The sequence below is a fragment of the Salinibacterium sp. NK8237 genome (assembly GCF_015864955.1).
Taxonomy (GTDB): domain Bacteria; phylum Actinomycetota; class Actinomycetes; order Actinomycetales; family Microbacteriaceae; genus Rhodoglobus.
This window is the reverse complement of the sequence record NZ_JADYWE010000001.1, coordinates 366,714-387,095: the sequence shown is the minus strand read 5'-3', so window position 1 is coordinate 387,095 and position 20,382 is coordinate 366,714. Positions and strand designations below refer to the sequence as shown.

The following is a 20,382-nucleotide window of genomic DNA, read 5'->3' as shown; positions in this document are numbered from 1 at the left end:
CCTCAATGCATCCGCGATTCTAGCGAGCGCTCTCGAGCGCAACTTTTAAACGCCAAAGGCCCGGCTCAGAGTTTCTCTGAACCGGGCCTTTGGCGTGTGCCGACTAGCGGCGTGGACTTATTGAACTCCGCGGATGGGCGGGTTGTGGAACGTGCTGCCGAAAGCTCGCTCCGACGCGCCAGCGCGATCGAGGTACGGCGTGACACCACCCATTTGGAACGGGTATCCCGCACCGAGGATGAGACACAGGTCGATGTCTTCGGCTGCGGCAACTACGCCGTCTTCGAGCATCCGATGAATCTCATCGGCCAGACCATCTTCGATCCGAATCTGAAGTTCCTCGGCCGTCATCGGTGAGGTTCCGCCCTTGACGATATCGATGGCCTTCTTAGAGACGCCCTTCGACTTGCCCTTGCTGTCGCGGTCGAAAATGAACCCGAGCTCGGCGAGCTTGTGCAGGTTCTTGCTCTCGAAGAAACGCTCTGGGAACGCCGCGTGATGAGTATCGAGCACGTGCGCTCCGACCTTGAGGCCAACCAACTCGAGCAGCTCGAACGGCGTCATCGGCAGGCCGAAGGGACGAGTCGATTCTTCAACAACTTCAAACGGGGTTCCGGTGTCAACAGCGTGCATGGCTTCACCGAGAACCTTGGCGAGGATACGGTTCACGACGAAACCAGGGGTGTCAGTGGTGATGACAGCGTTCTTGCGCAGGTTCTTCGCCGTAACCATGGCAGTTGCGAGCGTCTCGTCGTTCGTGTGCGGCGTCTTCACAACCTCAATCAGCGGCATTACGGCCACCGGGTTGAAGAAGTGGAAGCCCACAACCCGTTCAGGATGCTTGAGCTTGACGCCGATCTGCTCTACCGACAGCGAAGAGGTATTCGTGGCCAGAATTGTTTCGTCAGAGATGAATTGTTCAACCTCAGCGAAGACGGCCTGCTTGGCGCCGAGCTCTTCGTAGATAGCTTCGATGACCCAGTCGCAGTCAGCGAAGTCAGCTTTGTTGGTCGTGCCCGTGACGAGTGCCTTGAGACGGTTGGTGTCGTCGGATGAGAGACGACCCTTCTCATGCAGCTTGTCGATCTCTGCGTGGATCGCGGCGACGCCGGCATCCGTCGCGGTCTGGTCGAGGTCCGTGATGACCACCGGAACCTGCAGACGACGGACAAACAGCAACGCAAACTGGCGAGCCATGAGGCCTGCGCCGATGACGCCGACCTTGGTGACGGGGCGAGCGAGCTCCTTCTCAGGTGCTCCCGCTGGACGCTTGGCACGCTTCTGCACCAGGTTGAACGCGTAGATGCTCGCCTGGAACTGGTCGCCCGAGATCATGTCGGCAAGAGCGTTATCTTCTGCTTCGAAACCCGTCTTCTTGTCGGTGTTCTTGGCGGCCTTGAGCAGCGCGAGAGCAGCGTAGGGAGACTTAGCAACGCGGCCGATGCGGTTAGCCAGCATCTTGTCGGCGATGCCGATAGCGACATCCCACTTCACCGTGCGTTCGATCTTGCCCGGCTCGTTCTTGCGCTTAACCTTCGTGGTGCCGGCGATGACTCCGTCGGCCCAGCGAATCGAGTCTTCAAGGAAATTCGCGGGGCCAAACATGGCGTCCGCGATCCCAAGTTCAAAAGCCTCAGGACCCTTGAGCATCCGGTTATTCTTCAGCGGGTTCTCAATAACAACCTTGAGCGCGTTCTCGATGCCAATCAGGTTAGGAAGCAACCAGGCGCCACCCCAGCCGGGGATCAGGCCGAGGAAGACCTCAGGAAGAGCAAAGGCGGGAACCGAGCTATCGATGGTGCGGTAGTCGGCGTTGAGAGGAATCTCAACGCCACCACCCAGTGCCAGTCCGTTGACAAACACGAATGACGGCACGCCAAGCTCGCTGAGCTTACCGAGCGCCCAGTGGCCCAACTGAGCCATCTGCTTGCCGGTCTCGCGGTCGGGGATCTCGCTGACCTTCGAGAGATCAGCGCCGGCTGCGAAAATGAAGGGCTTGCCTGTGACGGCGACACCGTGGATTTCGCCAGCAGCGGCGCGTTCCTTTTGCTCGTCGAGCACCTTTGCAAACTCAAGCAGAGTTGCCGGGCCGAGCGTATTCGGGCGGGTGTGGTCTTTGCCGTTGTCGAGAGTGATGAGGGCGAGCGTACGGCCAGCGGAGAGCGGCACATCACGAACGAAGGAGTGAGTAATTACCTCGTCTTTGGCGAGACCCGAAAGACGTGCAAACTGTTCGGTCATGGCTACTTTGCTCCCTTGTAGTTCGGGTTTTCCCAAATGACGGATCCGCCCTGGCCGAGACCAACGCACATCGCGGTGAGGCCGAACTGCACTTCAGGGTGCTGCTCGAATTGGGCGGCAAGCTGGATCATCAGGCGAACACCTGACGACGCGAGGGGGTGGCCCATGGCAATAGCGCCGCCCCACTGGTTGACACGAGGATCTTCGTCGTCAATTCCGAAGTGATCGAGCAGCGACAACACCTGAACCGCGAAAGCTTCGTTGAGTTCGAAAAGGCCGATGTCGTTGATCGTTAAGCCAGCCTTGCGGAGCGCCTTCTCTGTTGAAGGGATCGGGCCGATTCCCATGATCTCTGGTTCCACGCCGGCGTAGGCGAAACTCACCATGCGCATCTTGGGCTTCAAGCCGAACTCGCGTGCGGCATCCCCGCTGGCGATGATGCTGGCGGTTGCACCGTCGTTCAGGCCGGACGCGTTGCCGGCGGTGATGCGTCCGTGTGAACGGAAGGGCGTCTTGAGTGCTGCGAGGCCCTCAAGAGTTGTTTCGGGGCGCAGGCCCTCGTCGCGGGTCGCCAATCCCCAGCCAGCTTCGCTCTTGGTCGCTACCGAGATGAGGTCGGGCTGGATGTTGTTGGCTTCGTACGCCGCGTTGGCTCGCTGCTGGCTGCGCAGTGCGAATGCGTCGGAGCGTTCCTTGGTGAGCTGCGGGAAACGATCGTGCAGTTTCTCTGCCGTGTTGCCCATGTTGAGGGCTTCGGGATCAACGAGCTTCTCAGACAGGAAGCGGGGGTTGGGGTCGACACCCGAACCCATCGGGTGATGGCCCATGTGCTCAACGCCTCCAGCGATGGCGAGGTCGTACGCACCGAACGCGATTCCGCCAGCCACATTCGTGACGGCCGTCATAGCGCCGGCACACATGCGGTCGATCGCATAGCCGGGAACAGACGTGGGCAGTCCAGCCAGCAAAGCAGCGCTGCGACCGATCGTGAGGCCTTGATCTCCGGTCTGAGTTGTTGCCGCAATTGCTACTTCGTCGAAGCGATCCTTGGGGATCTGGGGATTCCGTTCCAGCACGCCGATCATCGCCTTGACGACGAGGTCATCGGCTCTGGTGTTCCAGAACATGCCCTTCTCGCCTGCACGTCCAAACGGAGTACGGACTCCATCTACGAATACAATCTCAGTTTCCTTGGCCACAATGCCTCCACTAAATCCTTGGATGTAGAACTGATCCTAGGCGGGGGAGATTAGCGTGGGGAATCCTTTGATTGTTCCTACGACTTGGTGTCGTCCGAGTCCTCAGGCGTTTGGTTGGCTTCGACAAAGGCTTCGGCGATTGACTGTGCAGATACGTCAAGTTGCCACTCGCGAGCACCGAGCGTTGTTAGAGCCTCTGAGATGCTTTCGAGCGTGATTTCTGCGGGGGGATTCCACGCCACACGCCGCAAGTGATCAGGCGTCAGTAGGTTCTCGATCGGGATAGACATCTCTTCGGAGAACTCCGCCATGAGGGCGCGAGCAGCCTTGAGGCGACGATCCGCTGCGGGATTCTTGTCCGACCACACCCGCGGTGGCGGAAGCGTGTCGCTGGCTACTCGCGACGCGGGAACGTCAGTAGATGCCAGCCCGGCCAAAATGGCCTGCCACCAACGATCAATCTGCGTGCGGCTTGCGCGACCGCTGAATTCTCGAAGGCTAGACAATTCGCGCTTTGATTCGGGCAATAGCTTGGCGGCAGCCAACAGGGCACCGTCGGGCACGAGCCGTCCTGGGGCGGTGTCGACTTCTTGAGCGTATGCATCCCGGGCAAGCCACAGCTCGCGTGCCACAGCCAAGTTCTTGCCGCCGCGAATTGAATGAACCCCGCTGAGGCGGCGCCACGGCTCGGCGCGCACATGGCTTAAATCACGAGCAAGAACTGACTCGAACTCTTGACGAGCAATGTCGCCCTTGCCATCGCCTTCCAGAACTTCGCCGAGCGCTTCGCGGAGATCGACGAGCAATTCAACATCGAGGGCGGCATAGACGAGCCACGACTGAGGAAGAGGCCGGGTAGACCAATCCGCTGACGAATGCTCTTTCGCCAGATGGATGCCCAACAGATGTTCAACGACAGTGCCGAGTCCCACGCGGGGGAGGCCAGCGATGCGTGCACCCAGTTCGGTGTCGAACAAGCGCGTCGGGTGGAGGCCAACTTCACGCAAGCAGGTGAGGTCTTGCGTGGCCGCGTGCAGAATCCACTCTTCCTCTGCAATGACGTCGTTCAGTTCACTGAAGTCACCAATGGCAGGGGGATCGAAGAGGAAGGTACCAGCACCGCGGCGGAAAATCTGGATGAGGTACGCGCGCTGAGAGTAGCGGTAACCGCTCGCTCGTTCAGCATCGATTCCGATGGGGCCGTGACCGGCAGCAATGGCTGCCACGGCGGCAAGATATTCGTCCCGATCGTCAATGACGTCAACGGGAACATGAGGGGCTTGGGTAGCGTGCGACTCGCCCTCAGGGGCTGCACTGTCGGTGGCGCTACTCACGCCCAGCTCTACGGGCCGACAACATAGTGACTCCTTCATTTGTGGGAGGAAGTCCGGCAAGCATGCAGACTAACTCGCTCCAGCCTTCCACATGTGCGGCAATATCGAGGTCTTGGGGGCTCCATGACGCTCGAAGTTCGATTTGTGCGCCATCCGGTTGGGACTCGAGTTCGCCAAATCCGGTGGACAGAATGCGGGTCGCTGTTCCCGATACTTGGTCGTACTGTGCGTTTCGACTGTCGAGCGCATCAACGAGCCACGACCACGTGACTTCGCTGAGGAACTGGTCGACACCGATTTCCGGTTCTAACGGAGCTTGAGCGAAACAGATGATGCGAAATTCGCCGTCCCACGCCTCGGGAGGCGCGGGGTCATACAGAAGTACGAACCGGCCGGTGCCGAGATCGGAGTCTTCACCATGGCGGGAAGGCGTAACATCCGCAGCAAGAGCAAAAGACCAGGGAGCGATCTGCGTTGGCGCGGAAATCTCGGTAATCGCGAGCTCAGGGCGCAAAGTCGCAGCACGAAGCGACTCAACCGCTGAAGCAAATGCCGCGGGTGGTGTTGGTCCAGCTGGCGAATCGGGCACGACTGAAGATTAGGCTTTACGAGAACGATCGCTAGTGAGGCACGCCGCGCTAGGGCGGCTACGAGACGGAGGTTTTGATATGCGGGCACGGGATCGCTTGCGCATTGTTGCCGGAGTCGCTGGCGGAGTCGCGATCGGTGCGGCCGCTATCGCCGCTCTCGGGGTCGTGGCGGGGGCGGTGCTCTCGGTCTTGGTCGCGCGTCGGGTGGTGACTCCTCCCGGACGAGCCGACAGCAACCTGCGGATTCTTGCCGTGGGGGAGTCGACGATTGTGTTGTCGTCAGCGGAAGAGAGCCGAGCACCAGGGCGCTTCAGCCTGTGGTTTGCCGACGAAACGGGCTTCGCCCGCATTGGGCCCGTGGTTTCCCAAGGAGCGCAGTGGGTTGCGCGGGAGCTTATCGACGTTGAAACCGGTGTTCCGCATCCCGGAGATAACGCGCGCACGAGCGGATGGTTTTATCTGACGCCGGCCGGACTGGGGCTTGAGTTCTCTGAGGTGCAGATTCAGACAGAGCTGGGATTCGCGCCGGCCTGGCTCATTCCCGCACCTTCTCCGAGCACGACGTGGGCCATCCACATTCACGGTCGAGGTGTGCAGCGCCCCGAAACGGTTCGGGCGCTTGGCGAGTTTTACGATGCCGGAGTCACTTCTCTGTCGATTTCGTACCGCAACGACACTGAGGCGCCGGATTCGCTGGACGGGCGCTATGGATTGGGTTCTACCGAATATCGCGATGTTGAAGCGGCGATCGCGTACGCCCGATCTGCTGGTGCCGAGCGGATTATTCTCATGGGATGGTCGATGGGCGGAGCAACCGCGCTTCACACGCTGATCCGCTCTCGCTACCGCCACATGATTATCGGGCTAGTACTTGACTCTCCGGTTATTGCATGGGGGCCAACGATCAAGCTGCACGGTGATTTGAATCGAATCCCGTCGCTGATTCCTCGGGCTGCGGTGGCAGTGCTGGGGAGCGACCAAGCTCAACTCCTCGTGGGCACGGCAAACCCGCTCGACTTCGACACCCTCAACTTTGTCGATCGTGCTGAAGAACTAGACCGCCCCATTCTGCTCATGCACAGCGAAGACGACGGGTATGTTCCGGTTGAGCCCTCGCGAGCGCTAGCCGAAGCTCGGCCCGACATCGTCACTTACGAAGAATTTGACACCGCAGGCCACACAAGACTGTGGAACTACGACAGCGAACGGTGGCTCTTAGCGATCCGCACGTGGCTTTCGCTCCAATTGAGCACGGATGCTGTCACTGAAGAATCCGACGTCGCCTAAAACTCACGAATGGCGGAACGTCGAGCAACCACCGGCGGCTCTCGAGAATCGATAGAGATGGTCTAGACGACGCTCTTCAGGCGGATCTGTCGTTTCGCCCGCGCCAGCATGCCCGTCATTCCGCGCAGCCGCAGTGGGCTCACAGCCTTAGCGAGACCCAGCGATTGGGGGTAATCGTCGGAGAGTTCCAATACGTCTTTGCTGCTGAGCCCGGACAATCCTTGCGCCAAGATCGACGCGAAGCCACGAGTAGTCGGTGCTTCCGGTGGCGCCGTCGCGTACATATGAACGATGTCGTTCTCGACTTCAATAAAGATGAAGACGGGGGACTGGCATTCCTCAACCCGCTCAAAGAGATCGGGGTGGTCCCGGTACCTCTCAGGCAGCTCAGGGAGCTCGTTAGCGAACTCAAGCAAAAGTTGCAACCGATCCCTCAACTCAAGCTCCAGAAAGTCGTCACGAATTTCGGCCAACTGGGTAGGGATCTGCTGCTCACTCACCACTTCAGTCTAACGGGATGGGACGTCACCGGGTTCAGTGCCCACCGTGATCGGAACAGCGACCAAGGAACCCCACTCGGTCCATGATCCGTCGTAGTTGCGCACGTTTTTGAAGCCCATCAAGTAGTTCAGCACGAACCAAGTGTGGCTGGAACGTTCACCGATGCGGCAGTAGGCCACTACTTGGTCGCCATCCTTGAGCCCGGCGCCATCACGGTAGATCGCGTTGAGTTCATCGAGAGGGCGGAAAGTTCCATCTTCTGCAACGGCCTTTGACCACGGCACGCTCTGTGCGCTCGGGATGTGACCGGCACGCAGAGCGCCTTCCTCAGGGTAGGCAGGAGCGCTTGTGCGTTCTCCGCTGTACTCCTCGGGAGAGCGGACATCGATCAGTGGGTTTCCCAAGTGGGCGAGCACGTCGTCGCGGAATGCACGAATCACGGAATCGTCGCGCTCAATGATCGGGTACTCGGTGGGCGTCGGAGTGGGGACCTCGAGCGTGTACTCGCGACCATCCGCTTCCCACTTGGCGCGGCCGCCATCCAAGAGTCGTACATCTTCGTGGCCAAACAGGGTGAATACCCACAGTGCGTAGGCTGCCCACCAGTTGGTCTTGTCGCCATAAATGACGACCGTGGTGTCCCGAGCAATGCCACTGCGCGACATGAGCTCGGCAAATTCTTCGCCATTGATGTAGTCGCGAGTGACGGGGTCGTTGAGGTCCGTGTGCCAGTCGATTTTGACGGCGGTGCGAATGTGACCGGTTTCATAGAGCAGCACGTCTTCGTCAGATTCCACTACAACGAGACCGGGCTTGCCGAGTCGTTCTTCAAGCCAGTCTGCAGTGACCAATCGTTCCGGGTGCGAGAACTCAGCGAATTGGGGGGCTTGGTCGTATTCGATAGTCATAGCTACCTCCGATTGTGGGTGGAAAAACTGGGGTGGGCTTCAAACTAAGCTTGATGGGTCCCTTGCCCAAGAAATTACGCATTCGCCGCTGATTACACCGCGTTGCCGTAAGACTGCGAAAAATAACCGAGGCCGAGAATGAGCGCTACTGCGCCTACGACTCCTGAGCGTCTAGTCGATCGTATCCCGTCGTTGACCGGAGCGCAGATGCTCTCCGAACTTGTGCCACCGCGCCAGTTCACCGGTGCGACTTTGGAGTCGTATCGTCCCGACCGGGACTACCCGTCACAGGGGGCTGCCGTGGCAGCGATGCGGCACTTTCTGACCGGTGCACAGAAGGCGAAACTTTTTTCGCGAAAGAAGGCGCCGGTGGCAAAGCCGGGCGTATATCTCGATGGTGGATTCGGCGTGGGCAAGACTCACTTGCTTGCCGCGCTGTGGCATCAGATGGCTGGTCGCAAATACTTCGGAACCTTCATCGAATATACGGCGCTGGTCGGCGCGGTCGGCTATGCGCCGGCGGTAGAGCTACTCAAGGGTGCGTCGCTCGTGTGCATCGACGAGTTCGAACTAGACGATCCAGGTGATACCCGTCTCATTTCTCGGCTGCTCTCGGAACTAGTGGCATCGGGAACCAAAATCGCCGCAACATCCAACACTCCTCCGAATGCACTGGGCGAGGGCAGGTTTGCCGCCCAAGACTTTTTGCGTGAAATCGACTCTCTGGCTGCCAAGTTTGAGACGATCCGAATTGACGGCCTCGACTATCGCCGACGCGATACTGGCGCGCATGCCATCGCGGTCGACGACGCGGCCGCGGCAATTTCTGCGCTACCCGGCGTTGTCACTCTGGACTCGTTCGATGGCGTGCTGAAGCACTTGGCTGGCGTGCATCCTTCGCGCTACGTCAAGTTGATTGAGGGCATTGACGCGATTGCGCTGACGGGGGTACACGAGTTCACCAACCAGACGGATGCGTTACGTTTCGTGGCCTTCGTCGATCGTCTCTACGACGCCCAGATCCCGGTGTACGCCGAGGGAACTGCGCTGGATGCAGTTTTCCCCGAAGACATGCTCAACGGCGGATACAGCAAGAAGTATCTCCGAGCAGTTTCGCGCCTAATCGCCCTCACCTCGAACAACGCCTAGTACGCTTCGCAGTACTCGCCTAGCACTCGGAGTTCTTGGCAGTACTGGCAGAATTTGAGCGTTACGCGTCGGGCTGGGAAGGCTAGCTGTGGTGGGAGATTTAGCGGCGGCATCGATCGGCGTTGTTGCACTCGTTGTGCTGTTTTTCTCGCTAGTCGTGCTTTACGCAAGCACACTGCCTGCTGTCGGTTGGCGGCGTGTGTTTCTCGAGTCACTCGCGTGCGCGATCCCGGGAATTCTCGCGTGGGCGCTGGTAGTCCCAGCAGCAGGCTTGAGTATCCGGCTCGTAATGATGCCTTCGCTAGCAACTTTGGGCGCCGTGTGTTGTTTTCTCGTCACACTCGTATCCCGTAGCTCAGGTGCCTCGCTCGTTCGAAGCATCGTTTACAGCTGCCTCTGGGCTGTAAGCGTGTACGTACCCATCTCGGTGCGAACGTTTGAGCCCTTTGGCACGACGACGCCTCTGGGCCTCAATCCCATCGACCACGGCGGTGCCCTTGTGATGAGCGTCGCGGTTGGGGCCAGCATGCTTGCGGTTCTGGTCGTCGAACGTCACTCACTCATTCGAGGCGCACGAATGACGGTGCCGGTGCCAGTCGCGCTCTTCGCACTCGTGGGGGTTATCTTGTCCTGGCTGTTATGGCTCGTCGGCGCCGAGTTCGCTCTGGATGATGTCGTGAGTCTCATCATCGTTAACGGCGCCGTTAGTGCGGTTTTCGGGGTTTTCGGCTGGATAGCTGTGCAACTAATCAATCATGGCGCTGTGGGATTGAAATCGCTGGCTGGAGGTGGCGTAAGCGGCCTAATCGCCGTCACTGCCGGTGCGCCGCTTTTCACGCCCGTTTCTGCGGCCGTTGCTGGTGTGATCGCCGGCGTAGTTGCCTGCGCCTTCACGGTTCGAAAAGGGTCCCCTCTCGGAAATCAACTTCGATTTCTCGTGAACGCTCATCTCATGGGTGGCAGTATCGGAGTTGTCTCACTCGGCGTGCTTGCAACCGGTTCTGGGTTCTTGTTCACCGGTCAGACCTACATTTTTCAACAGCAGCTCCTGAGTGTCGTCGCTACCGCCGGCTATGCCTTTGTGGCGTCGTCAATCTTCTGGTGGCTCCTAGGCAGGATTGGGCACCGCCGAGGCGTCCACAGGCCGCGTGTCCTCTCCCAGAACTGAACGAGTCAAGAGTGTCGCGCCAGCAAGTGCGGCAGGCATCGCGAAGACCGCTCCCAGCGGTACGAGAAACACCAGGTACGTTGCAGCGCCAAACCCCACCGACCGTGCGCGTGAACCGCGAAGAGCCTGTCGTCGAGTAGTGAGATGCATCCCGCGCGCCTCAAATGGGATATTGCCCAACTCGACCACGAGGAGCCATCCACCGAGCAGCGCGCCTGCGGTCGCCGCCACAATGCTGCCCACCACCGGAATGAAGCCGAGAAGAAGCACAAGAATGGCCAACCCAACCGTAGGGAGAAGCACGCGTAGCCCTTCGCCGAGACCGCGCCTGAAGTCACTCCAGAACCCGAGCGGTTCTGGAGGCGGGGGAGAACCATTGATCGCATCCACGTGCCCCGATATCTTGCGATAGAAAGAATCTCCGACCATCAGCGTCACAGTCGTATAGGTATTCATGACGAGCAGGATGCTGGCAAGAACCACTGCCACACCCGCGGCAAACTGGGTCGCGGCTCGCGCCAATTCACCCCAATCGTTGGCAAATGGCGTCACGAAAGAAGCAACCGCTTGGATGTTCGCAAACAGAGTTATGAGAACCGTAAGAGCTAAGACGCCAACGATTGCTGCCGGGACCATGCCGAGCAGCATGAGGCGCGGTGCCGTAATCCAGATTCGGAAACCTCGAAATAAAAAACCTGCACCAATAAAAAACTCCCGGATGCTCGAAGCGCGTCGCGGCGAATGAATGGCCATGAACCAAGGCTACTGGGCCGATGGGGCCAAGTAGCCCAGAGAAACAGGCTTCTGAGCTGCCCCAATGGAACATATTTCGGTGGGCGATACCGGACTCGAACCGATGACCTCTTCCGTGTGAAGGAAGCGCGCTACCAACTGCGCCAATCGCCCTGCAGAGCAATCTTCGCATATCTTCACGACACGCTCGCAACCGAATTGGAAGTTCGCGCACTCTTCGTATACAGTCATCTAGCACGCGAAAACGGGTAACCGAATAGCTTGTAAATGCGGATGTGGCGCAGTGGTAGCGCATAACCTTGCCAAGGTTAGGGTCGCGAGTTCGAATCTCGTCATCCGCTCAAGTGGGAAGTGTCAGCCTCGCTGGCACTTTCCATGTGCGGTGGAGTGGCCGAGAGGCGAGGCAGCGGCCTGCAAAGCCGTATACGCGGGTTCAAATCCCGTCTCCACCTCGTAATGATTGTTTTACGTAACTAAATAGCATGAGCGATTGGCGCAGCGGTAGCGCGCTTCCCTGACACGGAAGAGGTCGCTGGTTCGATCCCAGTATCGCTCACAGATGAAGCCCCGGTTCGCCGGGGCTTCTGCTTTTAACGGCACTCCACACCTTATCGTGTCAGCGTGGCACCCTCATGCTTCAACAGAATGCGCCACGATGGGCTCATGGGGAAAAATGGGGGACCATCGCGGCAGAGTGAAGCATTTGTGCAGCTCCTGCTCGACGAAGGGCTGGCGACTCGAAGCCAGATTCAAGAGGCGCGCGAGGTCAAAGCGCGCTCCGGTGCTCACATCGACCAAACGCTCGCCAGTCGCGGTCACTTGGACAGTGAAACGTTGGTCGATGTAATCTCGCGCGTGTGGAAACTCGAGCGGGCTTCTATGGATGAAGTTGACAGCGACTTTGCTCGGCAATGGGGTGGACAGCTGTACATTGCCGAAAATTGGATGCCCCTCAAACAGTTGCCCGATGGTCGTGCAGTTGTCGCTACTGCGCGGGTCCCCGATGAGGATCGCAGCGATCGAATCAGAACTGCGCTCGGGTGCGACGTGGTTTTTGTGGCTGCGACCTCCGCACAAATTTGGCATACTATTCTGGATGTGTTTGGGCCAGAGATCGCCGATCAAGCGGCGAATGATCTTTGGAACCGAAATCCGGTGCTTTCCGCGAGAACAGTTGCCTCTCGCGGTCAAAAAGTGGGACTTTTGTTGCTCGCCATTGTGGCGATAATTTGTCTCATTCTGTGGCCTGTCGAAACGGTTATCGCTCTCATCACGTTGACCAGCTTGGTGTTTTTAGCTGGCACCGCTTTCAAATTCTTTATTTCGCTTCGCGGTGCTCGATTCGACCTTGTCGAACGCGTTTCTGACCGCGAGGTCGCTGAACTCGATGACGGCCTGCTGCCTCGCTACACAGTTCTCGTTCCTGTGTTCAAAGAAGCAAACATCGTCGCGCAACTCGTCAAAAACCTTGGCAGTATCGATTGGCCGACCAACCGCCTAGAAGTATTCGTTTTGATCGAAGAGTCCGACCATGAAACTCGAGATGCTTTTGATGCGAGCTCTCCACCAGATCATTTTCATGTGATCACGATTCCGGCGGGCCATCCTCAAACCAAACCACGCGCATGCAATGTCGGCCTGTTTTTTGCAACCGGTGACTATTTGGTGATCTACGATGCCGAAGATACGCCAGAGCCTGACCAACTCAAGAAGTCCTATATTTCGTTCCAACGCGGCGGGGAGAAGACTGTGTGCGTGCAAGCTGCGCTCAACTACTTCAACTCCCGCGAAAATGTCCTTACTCGGATGTTTTCGCTCGAATACGGCTACTGGTTCGACTACATGCTTGCGGGGCTGGATTCGCTTGACTTGCCCATTCCGTTGGGCGGCACCTCGAATCACTTTAGAACTGAGGCGCTCAAAGGCCTGGGGGGTTGGGACCCCTATAACGTGACGGAGGATGCCGACTTGGGCATCCGCGCGAGTGCTTTGGGATATCGGGTTGGCGTAGTGAACTCCGCGACGATGGAAGAAGCCAACACTTCGATTCCTAACTTTGTTCGTCAGCGCAGCCGCTGGATCAAGGGCTACATGCAGACGACGCTCGTGCATGCACGAAGGCCAGCGGCGCTCATGCGAGAAATTGGATTCTGGCGGTTCAGCAGCTTCGTGCTCCTGATAGCGGGAACCCCGGCGACTTTCCTGGGCGTGTTGCCGTTCTACGTTCTTACGGTCCTATCTTTAGCGCTACCACCAGAATTCGTGGGGCAATTTTTCCCGTACTGGTTGTTGTGGATTTGTTTTCTCAACTTCATTATCGGCAGTTCCATCATGGTGTACCTCTCGATGATGGGACCGTATAAGCGGGGCACCTTTGCTCTAGTTCCGTGGGCGTTGCTGAACCCGTTGTACTGGATTCTGCACTCCGTCGCGTCGTACAAAGCGTTGTGGCAACTCATTACGAAACCGCACTACTGGGAGAAGACGGAGCATGGCTTGACGAACCAAACAAATCATGACTGATCACGCTCCAGCCACGCGACCACTTCGTATAGCGACGAGGCCCCCTCGCACTCGACTTGATCAGTGGCCGCGACGGCGCCCGCGACGGTGGCTGCTTCGTGCACTGTTCGCACTGCCATTCGTCGTGTTTGCGATCGTTGTTCACCTGCTTGGCGTCACTACCTCTCCTAATATCAGGCTGGTCGAGCGTGCCGCTGAAATACCGTGGGATAGAGCTGATGCGATCTGGTTAGGCGAAATTTTTCCGCCCATCAGCACGCTTTTGGCTGCATTTGCGCCCGGTGGTTCGCTCACTCTGTCGCTGCTTGGCGCGATTAGCGCTGGAATCTTTCTGCAGAAGATTATCGAGATTATGGTGCAGCGACGCTTTCCACGGTCGACGATAATCATTCTGATGTCGGCGCTTGCCTTGAATCCGTTGTTCTTCTATAACGCCACCCAAAACTTCGCGGCGTTCTTGGGTTTGCTCTTGTTCGGGCTCGGGCTCTCGCACATAGTGCGCTTCGTAGCGTGGGGAAATACTGAGTCGGGCTTCCGCGTCGGGCTCTACTTTATGGTCGCAGTGCTCACGGATATTACGGCTCTGGTATATGTCACCGCAGCCGCTGTTTCCGCGCCATTTTTGACTCACCGACGCTCTCAAGAAAAAGGCGTGAGGCGCGCAAACGCTCTCGTCATCCTGTACCCGGCGGCCGCAGCGCTGTTGTCTCTCATCGTGCTGAACGCCGTCTTTCTCGGGAGCCCCTTTTCGAGTGCAATGCGAACAGCGTTCGCGGAGTTCGGTGATCGGCTCGTCGTCGCGCTTACCTTCTTGACCACGTTTGAAGGTATGTGGGTCATCGCTCCCGTCGTCAGTGCTTGGCTGATCGCAATCATTGTGCGCCGTCCGGGAGCAATCATCATCTCGTCTCTCGTGTTCGTTGCGATCATCCTTGGCTTCGCGCTCGGCCTGCTTCCCGAAGGATCAACCGGAAACACATTCATCACCATGACGCTCATGGCGATTGCACTTATCCCGACAGCACGAAGTCGCAAGACGACAACTCTTATCGACCTTGTGTCAGTGCTCCAGTTCGTAATTGCCTGGGCGGCGGCTCTGACAAGTACAGCGCTTGCTGCGTGGGCTTCTCAGATTTTGTGACCCGCGCTCCGGCTGCGGCACCGAGGATGGCTTAACGCCGCTAAAGTTGTTGTGTGAGTAAGACTGGATTCGACCTATTTACCGACCGCAACGTCGTCGCCATGCGCGTCAACGGTGAGCTGAAAGATCTCGCCTCGACGGTGATAGACACGGATGAGGTTGAGGCAGTCACTATTGACTCGCCTGACGGGCTCAATATCCTTCGCCATTCAGCGGCACACGTCGCAGCGCAGGCTGTTCAGACGATCAATCCTGCGGCGAAGCTGGGTATCGGCCCGCCGGTGACTGACGGTTTCTACTACGATTTTGATGTCGAAGAGCCATTTACGCCCGAAGATCTTAAAGCAATCACCAAGGCGATGGATCGCATCATCCGCCAGGGTCAGCGCTTTCAGCGTCGCGTTGTTACCGAGGCTGAGGCCCGTGAAGAGTTGGCCAACGAGCCATACAAGCTCGAGCTCATCGGCCTCAAGGGCGCGGTTGCCGAAGGCGACGCTGATGCCGATAACGAATCTGTGGAGGTCGGAGGCGCCGAGCTGACCATTTACGACAACGTCGATGGCAAGACCGGCGAAGTTTATTGGAAAGATCTCTGCCGCGGCCCACACCTTCCGAACACGCGAATGATCGGAAACGGGTGGTCACTGACGCGCACCGCCGCCGCCTATTGGCGCGGTTCAGAAAAGAACAAGCAGCTTCAACGCGTCTATGGCACGGCATGGCCGACCAAAGACGAGCTTCGTGAGTACCAGGCTCGTCAAGAGGAAGCGCTCAAGCGCGATCACCGCAAGCTTGGTGCTGAGCTAGACCTGTTCTCTTTCCCGGACGAAATCGGTTCTGGACTTGCCGTATTCCACCCCAAGGGCGGAATAATCCGTCACGAGATGGAGGACTACTCGCGCCGGCGTCACTTGCAGGAGGGCTACTCGTTCGTCAACACGCCCCACATCACCAAGGCGGCGCTGTTTGAGACGTCCGGTCACTTGGGTTGGTACAAGGACGGCATGTTCCCACCGATGCACCTCGATGAGGGGCGCAACGAAGAGGGCGAAATTACTCGCCAGGGTGCCGACTACTACCTCAAGCCCATGAACTGCCCGATGCACATCCTGATCTACAAGTCGAGCGGTCGCTCGTACCGCGACCTGCCGATGCGCCTCTTTGAGTTCGGCACCGTGTACCGCAATGAAAAGTCTGGTGTTATTCACGGCCTCACGCGTGTTCGCGGCTTGACTCAAGACGATGCGCACCTCTTCACCACGAAAGAGGGGATGAAGCAGGAGTTGACTAACACCCTCAACTTCGTGCTCTCACTTTTGCGTGATTACGGTCTCACGGACTTCTATCTTGAGCTCTCGACGAAGAACCCTGAGAAGTATGTTGGCGACGACGACGTATGGGAAGAAGCAACCGAGACTCTCGCTGAAGTCGCTGCAGAAACAGGTCTTGAACTCGTTCCTGACCCGGGTGGGGCGGCGTTCTACGGCCCCAAGATCTCCGTTCAGGCGCGAGACGCTATTGGTCGCACGTGGCAGATGTCCACGGTGCAGCTCGACTTCAACCTTCCGGAGCGTTTCGAGCTCGAATACACGGCCGCAGACGGTTCACGCCAGCGTCCCGTGATGATTCACCGTGCGCTGTTCGGTTCAATCGAGCGGTTCTTTGGGGTGCTCACCGAGCACTATGCCGGTGCGTTTCCCGTCTGGCTGTCGCCGGTTCAGGTTGTTGGCATCCCGGTTGCTGAAGCGTATGAAGAGTACTTGGGCGGCGTTATCGATCAGCTCAAGGCGCTTGGCGTTCGCGCCGAGCTAGACGACTCGAGTGAGCGGATGCAGAAGAAGATCCGAACTCACACGAAGTCGAAGATCCCGTTCCAGCTCATTGCTGGAGAACAGGATCAAGCTGCCGGTTCGGTGAGCTTCCGTTTCCGCGATGGATCTCAGGAGAACGGCATCCCGATTGCGGATGCTGTGACACGCATCACCGAGGCGATCGCTACTCGAGCGCAGGTTTAGTTCGTGCGCGACTACGACGGCTCGGAGTTGCCTGCGGGGGAGTGGAGTGCTGACTTCGCCGCGGTCCCGGATGCCTTTCAGCGACTCTGGACACCGCACCGTATCGCCTACATCACGGACCAGTCGCAGCCTGACAAGGATGACTGTCCTTTCTGTGTTGCGCCGACTTTGGATGACGAGAAAGCTCTCATCGTCGCGCGCGGCAAGCACGCGTTCGTTCTGTTGAATCTCTTCCCGTATAACAGCGGCCACCTCTTGGTGTGCCCTTATCGTCATGTGCCGCTCTATGACGAGGCGACGGACGAGGAGACTGCAGAGATCGCGTCGCTTACTCAAACGGCGATGCGAGTGCTCCGCGAGACATCGAAAGCGCATGGTTTCAACATAGGAATGAATCAGGGCGCGCTAGCGGGCGCTGGCATTGCCAATCACCTTCATCAGCATGTTGTTCCTCGCTGGGCAACGGATTCGAATTTCTTCCCGATCGTGGCCGGCACCAAGGCCATTCCTCGCTTACTCGGCGAGGTCCGCGAAGAACTAGCGAAGGCCTGGCCGACGAACCACTGAGTTCAAATTGGCTGCATTCTTTCGAGGCCTTCGGTCTTAGCGTTGAAGCTATGAGCGAGAACACTTCATCGAACGAATCGGGTACGAGCCGCGTCAAGCGTGGATTGGCAGAAATGCTCAAGGGCGGCGTCATCATGGATGTCGTCAACGCTGAGCAGGCAAAGATTGCGGAGGATGCCGGCGCAGTTGCTGTCATGGCCCTTGAGCGTGTGCCCGCTGATATTCGTTCGCAGGGTGGAGTAGCTCGCATGAGCGACCCCGACCTTATCGACGGCATAATCGACGCGGTGTCGATTCCCGTTATGGCCAAGGCCCGAATCGGCCACTTCGTTGAAGCGCAGGTTCTTCAGGCGCTCAAAGTCGACTACATCGACGAGTCCGAAGTGCTGAGCCCCGCCGACTACGTCAACCACATCGATAAGTGGAACTTTGACGTTCCCTTCGTGTGTGGCGCAACCAACTTGGGGGAGGCGCTTCGTCGCATCACCGAGGGTGCTGCGATGATTCGTTCGAAGGGCGAAGCGGGCACCGGTGACGTTTCTGAGGCGACCAAGCACATCCGCACCATCAAGGGTCAGATTAACGCATTGCGTTCGAAGTCTGCCGACGAACTGTATGTTGCGGCAAAAGAACTTCAGGCTCCCTATGAGCTCGTGCGCGAAATTGCGGAGACCGGAAAGCTTCCCGTCGTTCTCTTCACTGCTGGCGGAGTTGCGACTCCTGCCGACGCTGCGCTCATGATGCAGCTTGGTGCTGATGGAGTTTTCGTCGGTTCCGGAATCTTCAAGTCGGGCAACCCGGCGCAGCGCGCAGCAGCCATCGTGAAGGCGACAACCTTCTTCGATGACCCGAGCGTGATCGCCGCAGCTTCGCGTGGACTCGGTGAGGCCATGGTTGGCATCAACGTGTCTGATCTTGCTGCGCCTCACCGTCTCTCTGAGCGTGGCTGGTAGCCAGTCGGTCGGTCAGCGCCCGATCGGAGTGCTTGCGCTCCAGGGTGATTTTCGTGAACACCTGAATGTGCTCGAGCAGTTGGGAGAAGCCGCCATTGCGGTGAAAACCCCTCAACAGCTCGAGCACATCGCTGGGCTCATCATTCCCGGCGGAGAGTCGAGTGTGATCGACAAACTCAGTCGCCTCTATGGGCTTTTCGAGCCGATTCGAGAAGCGATTGCCGGGGGGCTTCCTGTCTACGGCACGTGCGCTGGCTTGATCATGCTCGCTGACACCGTGCTCGACTCGATTGAGGGACAACAATCCTTCGGCGGACTGGATGTTGTGGTGCGCCGGAATGCGTTCGGGTCACAGACCGACTCCTTCGAGACAGACATCCGCGTTCCAGAGTTGGGCGACGTGCCCGTGCACGCGATCTTCATCCGGGCTCCTGTTGTCGAATCCGTCGGCGCGAGCGCCCGAGCAATCGCCACGCTTGACGACGGCAGGATTGTGGCTGTTGAGCAGGGAAACCTTCTCGGAACGTCCTTTCATCCCGAGATCACGGGCGATACGCGTTTTCACGAATACTTTGTTTCTCGGGTGCGTGCCAAGGGATAGTTCCTGCATCATGGGGGAATGCAACTGTATGCAGATCACCCCGCCCGCAGAGCGCGCCAGATCACGATCGACGTGCTCTCGCTCGCTTTCATAGCTGTGTGGATTGCGATTGCGATGTGGGTGTACCAGCTCATCGCAGCGTTCCAGCAGCTCGGTGTTCAGATGCAGGATGCCGGCGCCGGTTTTCGTTCGACGATGGTGGAACTGGGGGACACCCTCGGTGCTGTCCCCTTGATCGGGGCGGGCATCCGTACCCCTTTTGACGGGGCGAGTGATGCCGGGGCTGCGCTGGAAGCCGCAGGCCAGAGCCAGCAGGAAACCGTTCTGGCTGCGGCGACGCTAGTTGGAGTATTTATCGGTGTGGTTCCCATCGTCTTGATCGTGCTGGTGTGGCTGCTGCCTCGGGTGCGATTCGCGGTGCGAGCGGCTGAAGCAAAGAAGCTGCCCGCCACGCCGGGTGGCGCTGATTTGCTTGCCCTTCGGGCGCTCTCCTCGCAGAATTTGACTGCTTTGTCTCAGGTGTCCCCCAACCCGGCTGCCGAGTGGCGCGCAGGAAATACCACGACCGTTGCGCTGCTAGCCCAACTTCAATTGAGCGAGCTTGGCGTGCGCACGAGAGTCGATCGGGCTTAGGGCGGGGATTCGCGTACGCGAGGCGTCGCGAGGCCAGATAGAATAGCCGTCATGTCAGGGCATTCTAAATGGGCAACTACCAAGCACAAGAAGGCGATTACTGATTCTCGCCGCGCGAAGTCATTCGCGAAATTGATCAAGAATATTGAGGTCGCCGCCAAGATCGGCGGAGCAGACCTTGCGGGCAACCCGACTCTTGTCGACGCCATTCAAAAGGCGAAAAAGACGTCGGTTCCCAACGACAACATCGATCGTGCGGTCAAGCGTGGCTCCGGCCAGCTTGGCGACGCCATCGAGTACCTCAACATCATGTACGAGGGCTACGGTCCCAACGGTGTTGCTCTCCTGGTTGAATGTCTTACCGACAACAAGAACCGCGCGGCAGCCGATGTTCGCACGATCATGAGTCGCAACGGTGGCTCGTTGGCCGATCCCGGCAGCGTTGCGTACAACTTTGAACGCAAGGGCGTCATCTCGATCACCAAGACTGAGGGCGTCACCGAAGACGACATACTCATGGCAGTGCTCGACGCTGGTGCTGAAGAAGTCATGAACCACGGCGAAGGCTTCGAGGTCATCACCGATACAGCCCACCTGGTTGAGTCGCGTAATGCGCTTCAAGAGGCTGGTATCGACTATGACGCCTCGGAAGCCGAGTTCGTTCCGAACGTCAAGGTCGAAGTCGACGCCGATACTGCCCGCAAGGTTTTCAAGCTGATCGATGCGCTTGAAGAGTCCGACGACGTTCAGAACATCTACTCCAACTTTGACATCACGCCTGAGGTTCAAGCCGAGCTTGACGAGGACTAGTCGATGACG

18 protein-coding genes and 4 tRNA genes are annotated in these 20,382 nt (G+C 58.4%); 14 read left to right on the top strand and 8 right to left on the bottom strand.

Features of this window, described 5'->3' with window-relative positions; genetic code table 11:
* Positions 1–117: 117 nt before the first annotated feature.
* The 4 genes from I6E56_RS01935 to I6E56_RS01920 all read right to left on the bottom strand — a co-directional run bounded on the left by I6E56_RS01935 (position 118) and on the right by I6E56_RS01920 (position 5,363).
* Positions 118–2,241 carry a 3-hydroxyacyl-CoA dehydrogenase NAD-binding domain-containing protein gene (locus I6E56_RS01935; RefSeq protein ID WP_197135652.1) on the bottom strand — a complete coding sequence of 708 codons (2,124 nt, stop codon included), beginning with the start codon at positions 2,239–2,241 and terminating at the stop codon, positions 118–120.
* A gap of 2 nt (positions 2,242–2,243) precedes the next feature.
* Positions 2,244–3,440 carry a thiolase family protein gene (locus tag I6E56_RS01930; RefSeq protein WP_197135651.1) on the bottom strand — a complete coding sequence of 399 codons (1,197 nt, stop codon included), beginning with the start codon at positions 3,438–3,440 and terminating at the stop codon, positions 2,244–2,246.
* Between the two features lie 77 nt (positions 3,441–3,517).
* Entirely contained in the window at positions 3,518–4,774 is a 1,257-nt protein-coding gene (locus I6E56_RS01925; protein WP_307842723.1) for an HRDC domain-containing protein, read from the bottom strand.
* A complete protein-coding gene (locus tag I6E56_RS01920) occupies positions 4,767–5,363 on the bottom strand; it encodes a DUF3000 domain-containing protein (protein WP_197135646.1) in 597 nt (198 codons plus the stop codon). The genes I6E56_RS01925 and I6E56_RS01920 overlap by 8 nt, the downstream gene beginning before the upstream one ends.
* Positions 5,364–5,442: 79 nt before the next feature.
* Here I6E56_RS01920 and I6E56_RS01915 point away from each other — a divergent pair, with 79 nt between their 5' ends.
* Positions 5,443–6,651: a S9 family peptidase gene (locus I6E56_RS01915; RefSeq protein WP_197135645.1), complete on the top strand. Its 1,209-nt coding sequence runs from the start codon at positions 5,443–5,445 to the stop codon at positions 6,649–6,651.
* Between the two features lie 62 nt (positions 6,652–6,713).
* Here the strand turns inward: I6E56_RS01915 and I6E56_RS01910 are convergent, their stop codons facing one another.
* Both I6E56_RS01910 and I6E56_RS01905 read right to left on the bottom strand, forming a co-directional pair.
* The gene (locus I6E56_RS01910) at positions 6,714–7,154 is read right to left on the bottom strand and encodes a SufE family protein (protein WP_374061234.1); all 441 of its coding nucleotides are present in this window, start codon (positions 7,152–7,154) and stop codon (positions 6,714–6,716) included.
* Positions 7,155–7,160: 6 nt separating this feature from the next.
* Positions 7,161–8,060 carry a sulfurtransferase gene (locus I6E56_RS01905; protein ID WP_197135643.1) on the bottom strand — a complete coding sequence of 300 codons (900 nt, stop codon included), beginning with the start codon at positions 8,058–8,060 and terminating at the stop codon, positions 7,161–7,163.
* A 138-nt stretch (positions 8,061–8,198) separates the two neighbouring features.
* Here I6E56_RS01905 and zapE point away from each other — a divergent pair, with 138 nt between their 5' ends.
* Complete coding sequence (gene zapE / locus I6E56_RS01900) at positions 8,199–9,209, top strand: cell division protein ZapE (RefSeq protein ID WP_197135642.1); 1,011 nt, start codon at positions 8,199–8,201, stop codon at positions 9,207–9,209.
* A 409-nt stretch (positions 9,210–9,618) separates the two neighbouring features.
* On the top strand, positions 9,619–10,377 hold the full coding sequence (locus I6E56_RS01895) for an ammonium transporter (RefSeq protein ID WP_307842722.1): 759 nt from the start codon (positions 9,619–9,621) through the stop codon (positions 10,375–10,377).
* Here I6E56_RS01895 and I6E56_RS01890 read toward each other — a convergent pair.
* Together I6E56_RS01890 and I6E56_RS01885 are read right to left on the bottom strand one after the other, a co-directional pair.
* On the bottom strand, positions 10,318–11,130 hold the full coding sequence (locus I6E56_RS01890) for an EI24 domain-containing protein (RefSeq protein WP_197135640.1): 813 nt from the start codon (positions 11,128–11,130) through the stop codon (positions 10,318–10,320). The genes I6E56_RS01895 and I6E56_RS01890 overlap by 60 nt on opposite strands.
* A gap of 80 nt (positions 11,131–11,210) precedes the next feature.
* Positions 11,211–11,283, bottom strand: a tRNA-Val gene (locus I6E56_RS01885).
* A gap of 116 nt (positions 11,284–11,399) precedes the next feature.
* Between I6E56_RS01885 and I6E56_RS01880 the strand changes: the two genes are divergently transcribed.
* From I6E56_RS01880 to I6E56_RS01830, 11 genes are all read left to right on the top strand, one after another.
* Positions 11,400–11,471, top strand: a tRNA-Gly gene (locus I6E56_RS01880).
* Between the two features lie 40 nt (positions 11,472–11,511).
* Positions 11,512–11,582 (top strand) — tRNA-Cys (locus I6E56_RS01875).
* A 32-nt stretch (positions 11,583–11,614) separates the two neighbouring features.
* Positions 11,615–11,686 (top strand) — tRNA-Val (locus tag I6E56_RS01870).
* Positions 11,687–11,793: 107 nt separating this feature from the next.
* On the top strand, positions 11,794–13,653 hold the full coding sequence (locus I6E56_RS01865; protein ID WP_231606210.1) for a glycosyltransferase: 1,860 nt from the start codon (positions 11,794–11,796) through the stop codon (positions 13,651–13,653).
* Positions 13,646–14,794: a hypothetical protein gene (locus tag I6E56_RS01860; protein WP_197135638.1), complete on the top strand. Its 1,149-nt coding sequence runs from the start codon at positions 13,646–13,648 to the stop codon at positions 14,792–14,794. Before I6E56_RS01865 ends, I6E56_RS01860 begins: the two co-directional genes overlap by 8 nt.
* 101 nt (positions 14,795–14,895) lie before the next feature.
* Positions 14,896–16,809 carry a threonine--tRNA ligase gene (gene thrS, locus I6E56_RS01855; RefSeq protein ID WP_231606358.1) on the top strand — a complete coding sequence of 638 codons (1,914 nt, stop codon included), beginning with the start codon at positions 14,896–14,898 and terminating at the stop codon, positions 16,807–16,809.
* Between the two features lie 3 nt (positions 16,810–16,812).
* Entirely contained in the window at positions 16,813–17,376 is a 564-nt protein-coding gene (locus I6E56_RS01850; protein WP_197135635.1) for an HIT domain-containing protein, read from the top strand.
* A gap of 50 nt (positions 17,377–17,426) precedes the next feature.
* Positions 17,427–18,329, top strand: a complete 903-nt coding sequence (gene pdxS / locus I6E56_RS01845; RefSeq protein WP_197135633.1) for a pyridoxal 5'-phosphate synthase lyase subunit PdxS — start codon at positions 17,427–17,429, stop codon at positions 18,327–18,329.
* Positions 18,319–18,930, top strand: coding sequence for a pyridoxal 5'-phosphate synthase glutaminase subunit PdxT (pdxT, locus tag I6E56_RS01840; protein ID WP_197135631.1), 612 nt, complete (start codon positions 18,319–18,321; stop codon positions 18,928–18,930). Before pdxS ends, pdxT begins: the two co-directional genes overlap by 11 nt.
* A gap of 18 nt (positions 18,931–18,948) precedes the next feature.
* Positions 18,949–19,563: a hypothetical protein gene (locus I6E56_RS01835; protein ID WP_197135629.1), complete on the top strand. Its 615-nt coding sequence runs from the start codon at positions 18,949–18,951 to the stop codon at positions 19,561–19,563.
* Positions 19,564–19,614: 51 nt separating this feature from the next.
* Positions 19,615–20,373 carry a YebC/PmpR family DNA-binding transcriptional regulator gene (locus I6E56_RS01830; protein ID WP_197109899.1) on the top strand — a complete coding sequence of 253 codons (759 nt, stop codon included), beginning with the start codon at positions 19,615–19,617 and terminating at the stop codon, positions 20,371–20,373.
* The last annotated feature ends 9 nt before the right edge of the window (positions 20,374–20,382 follow it).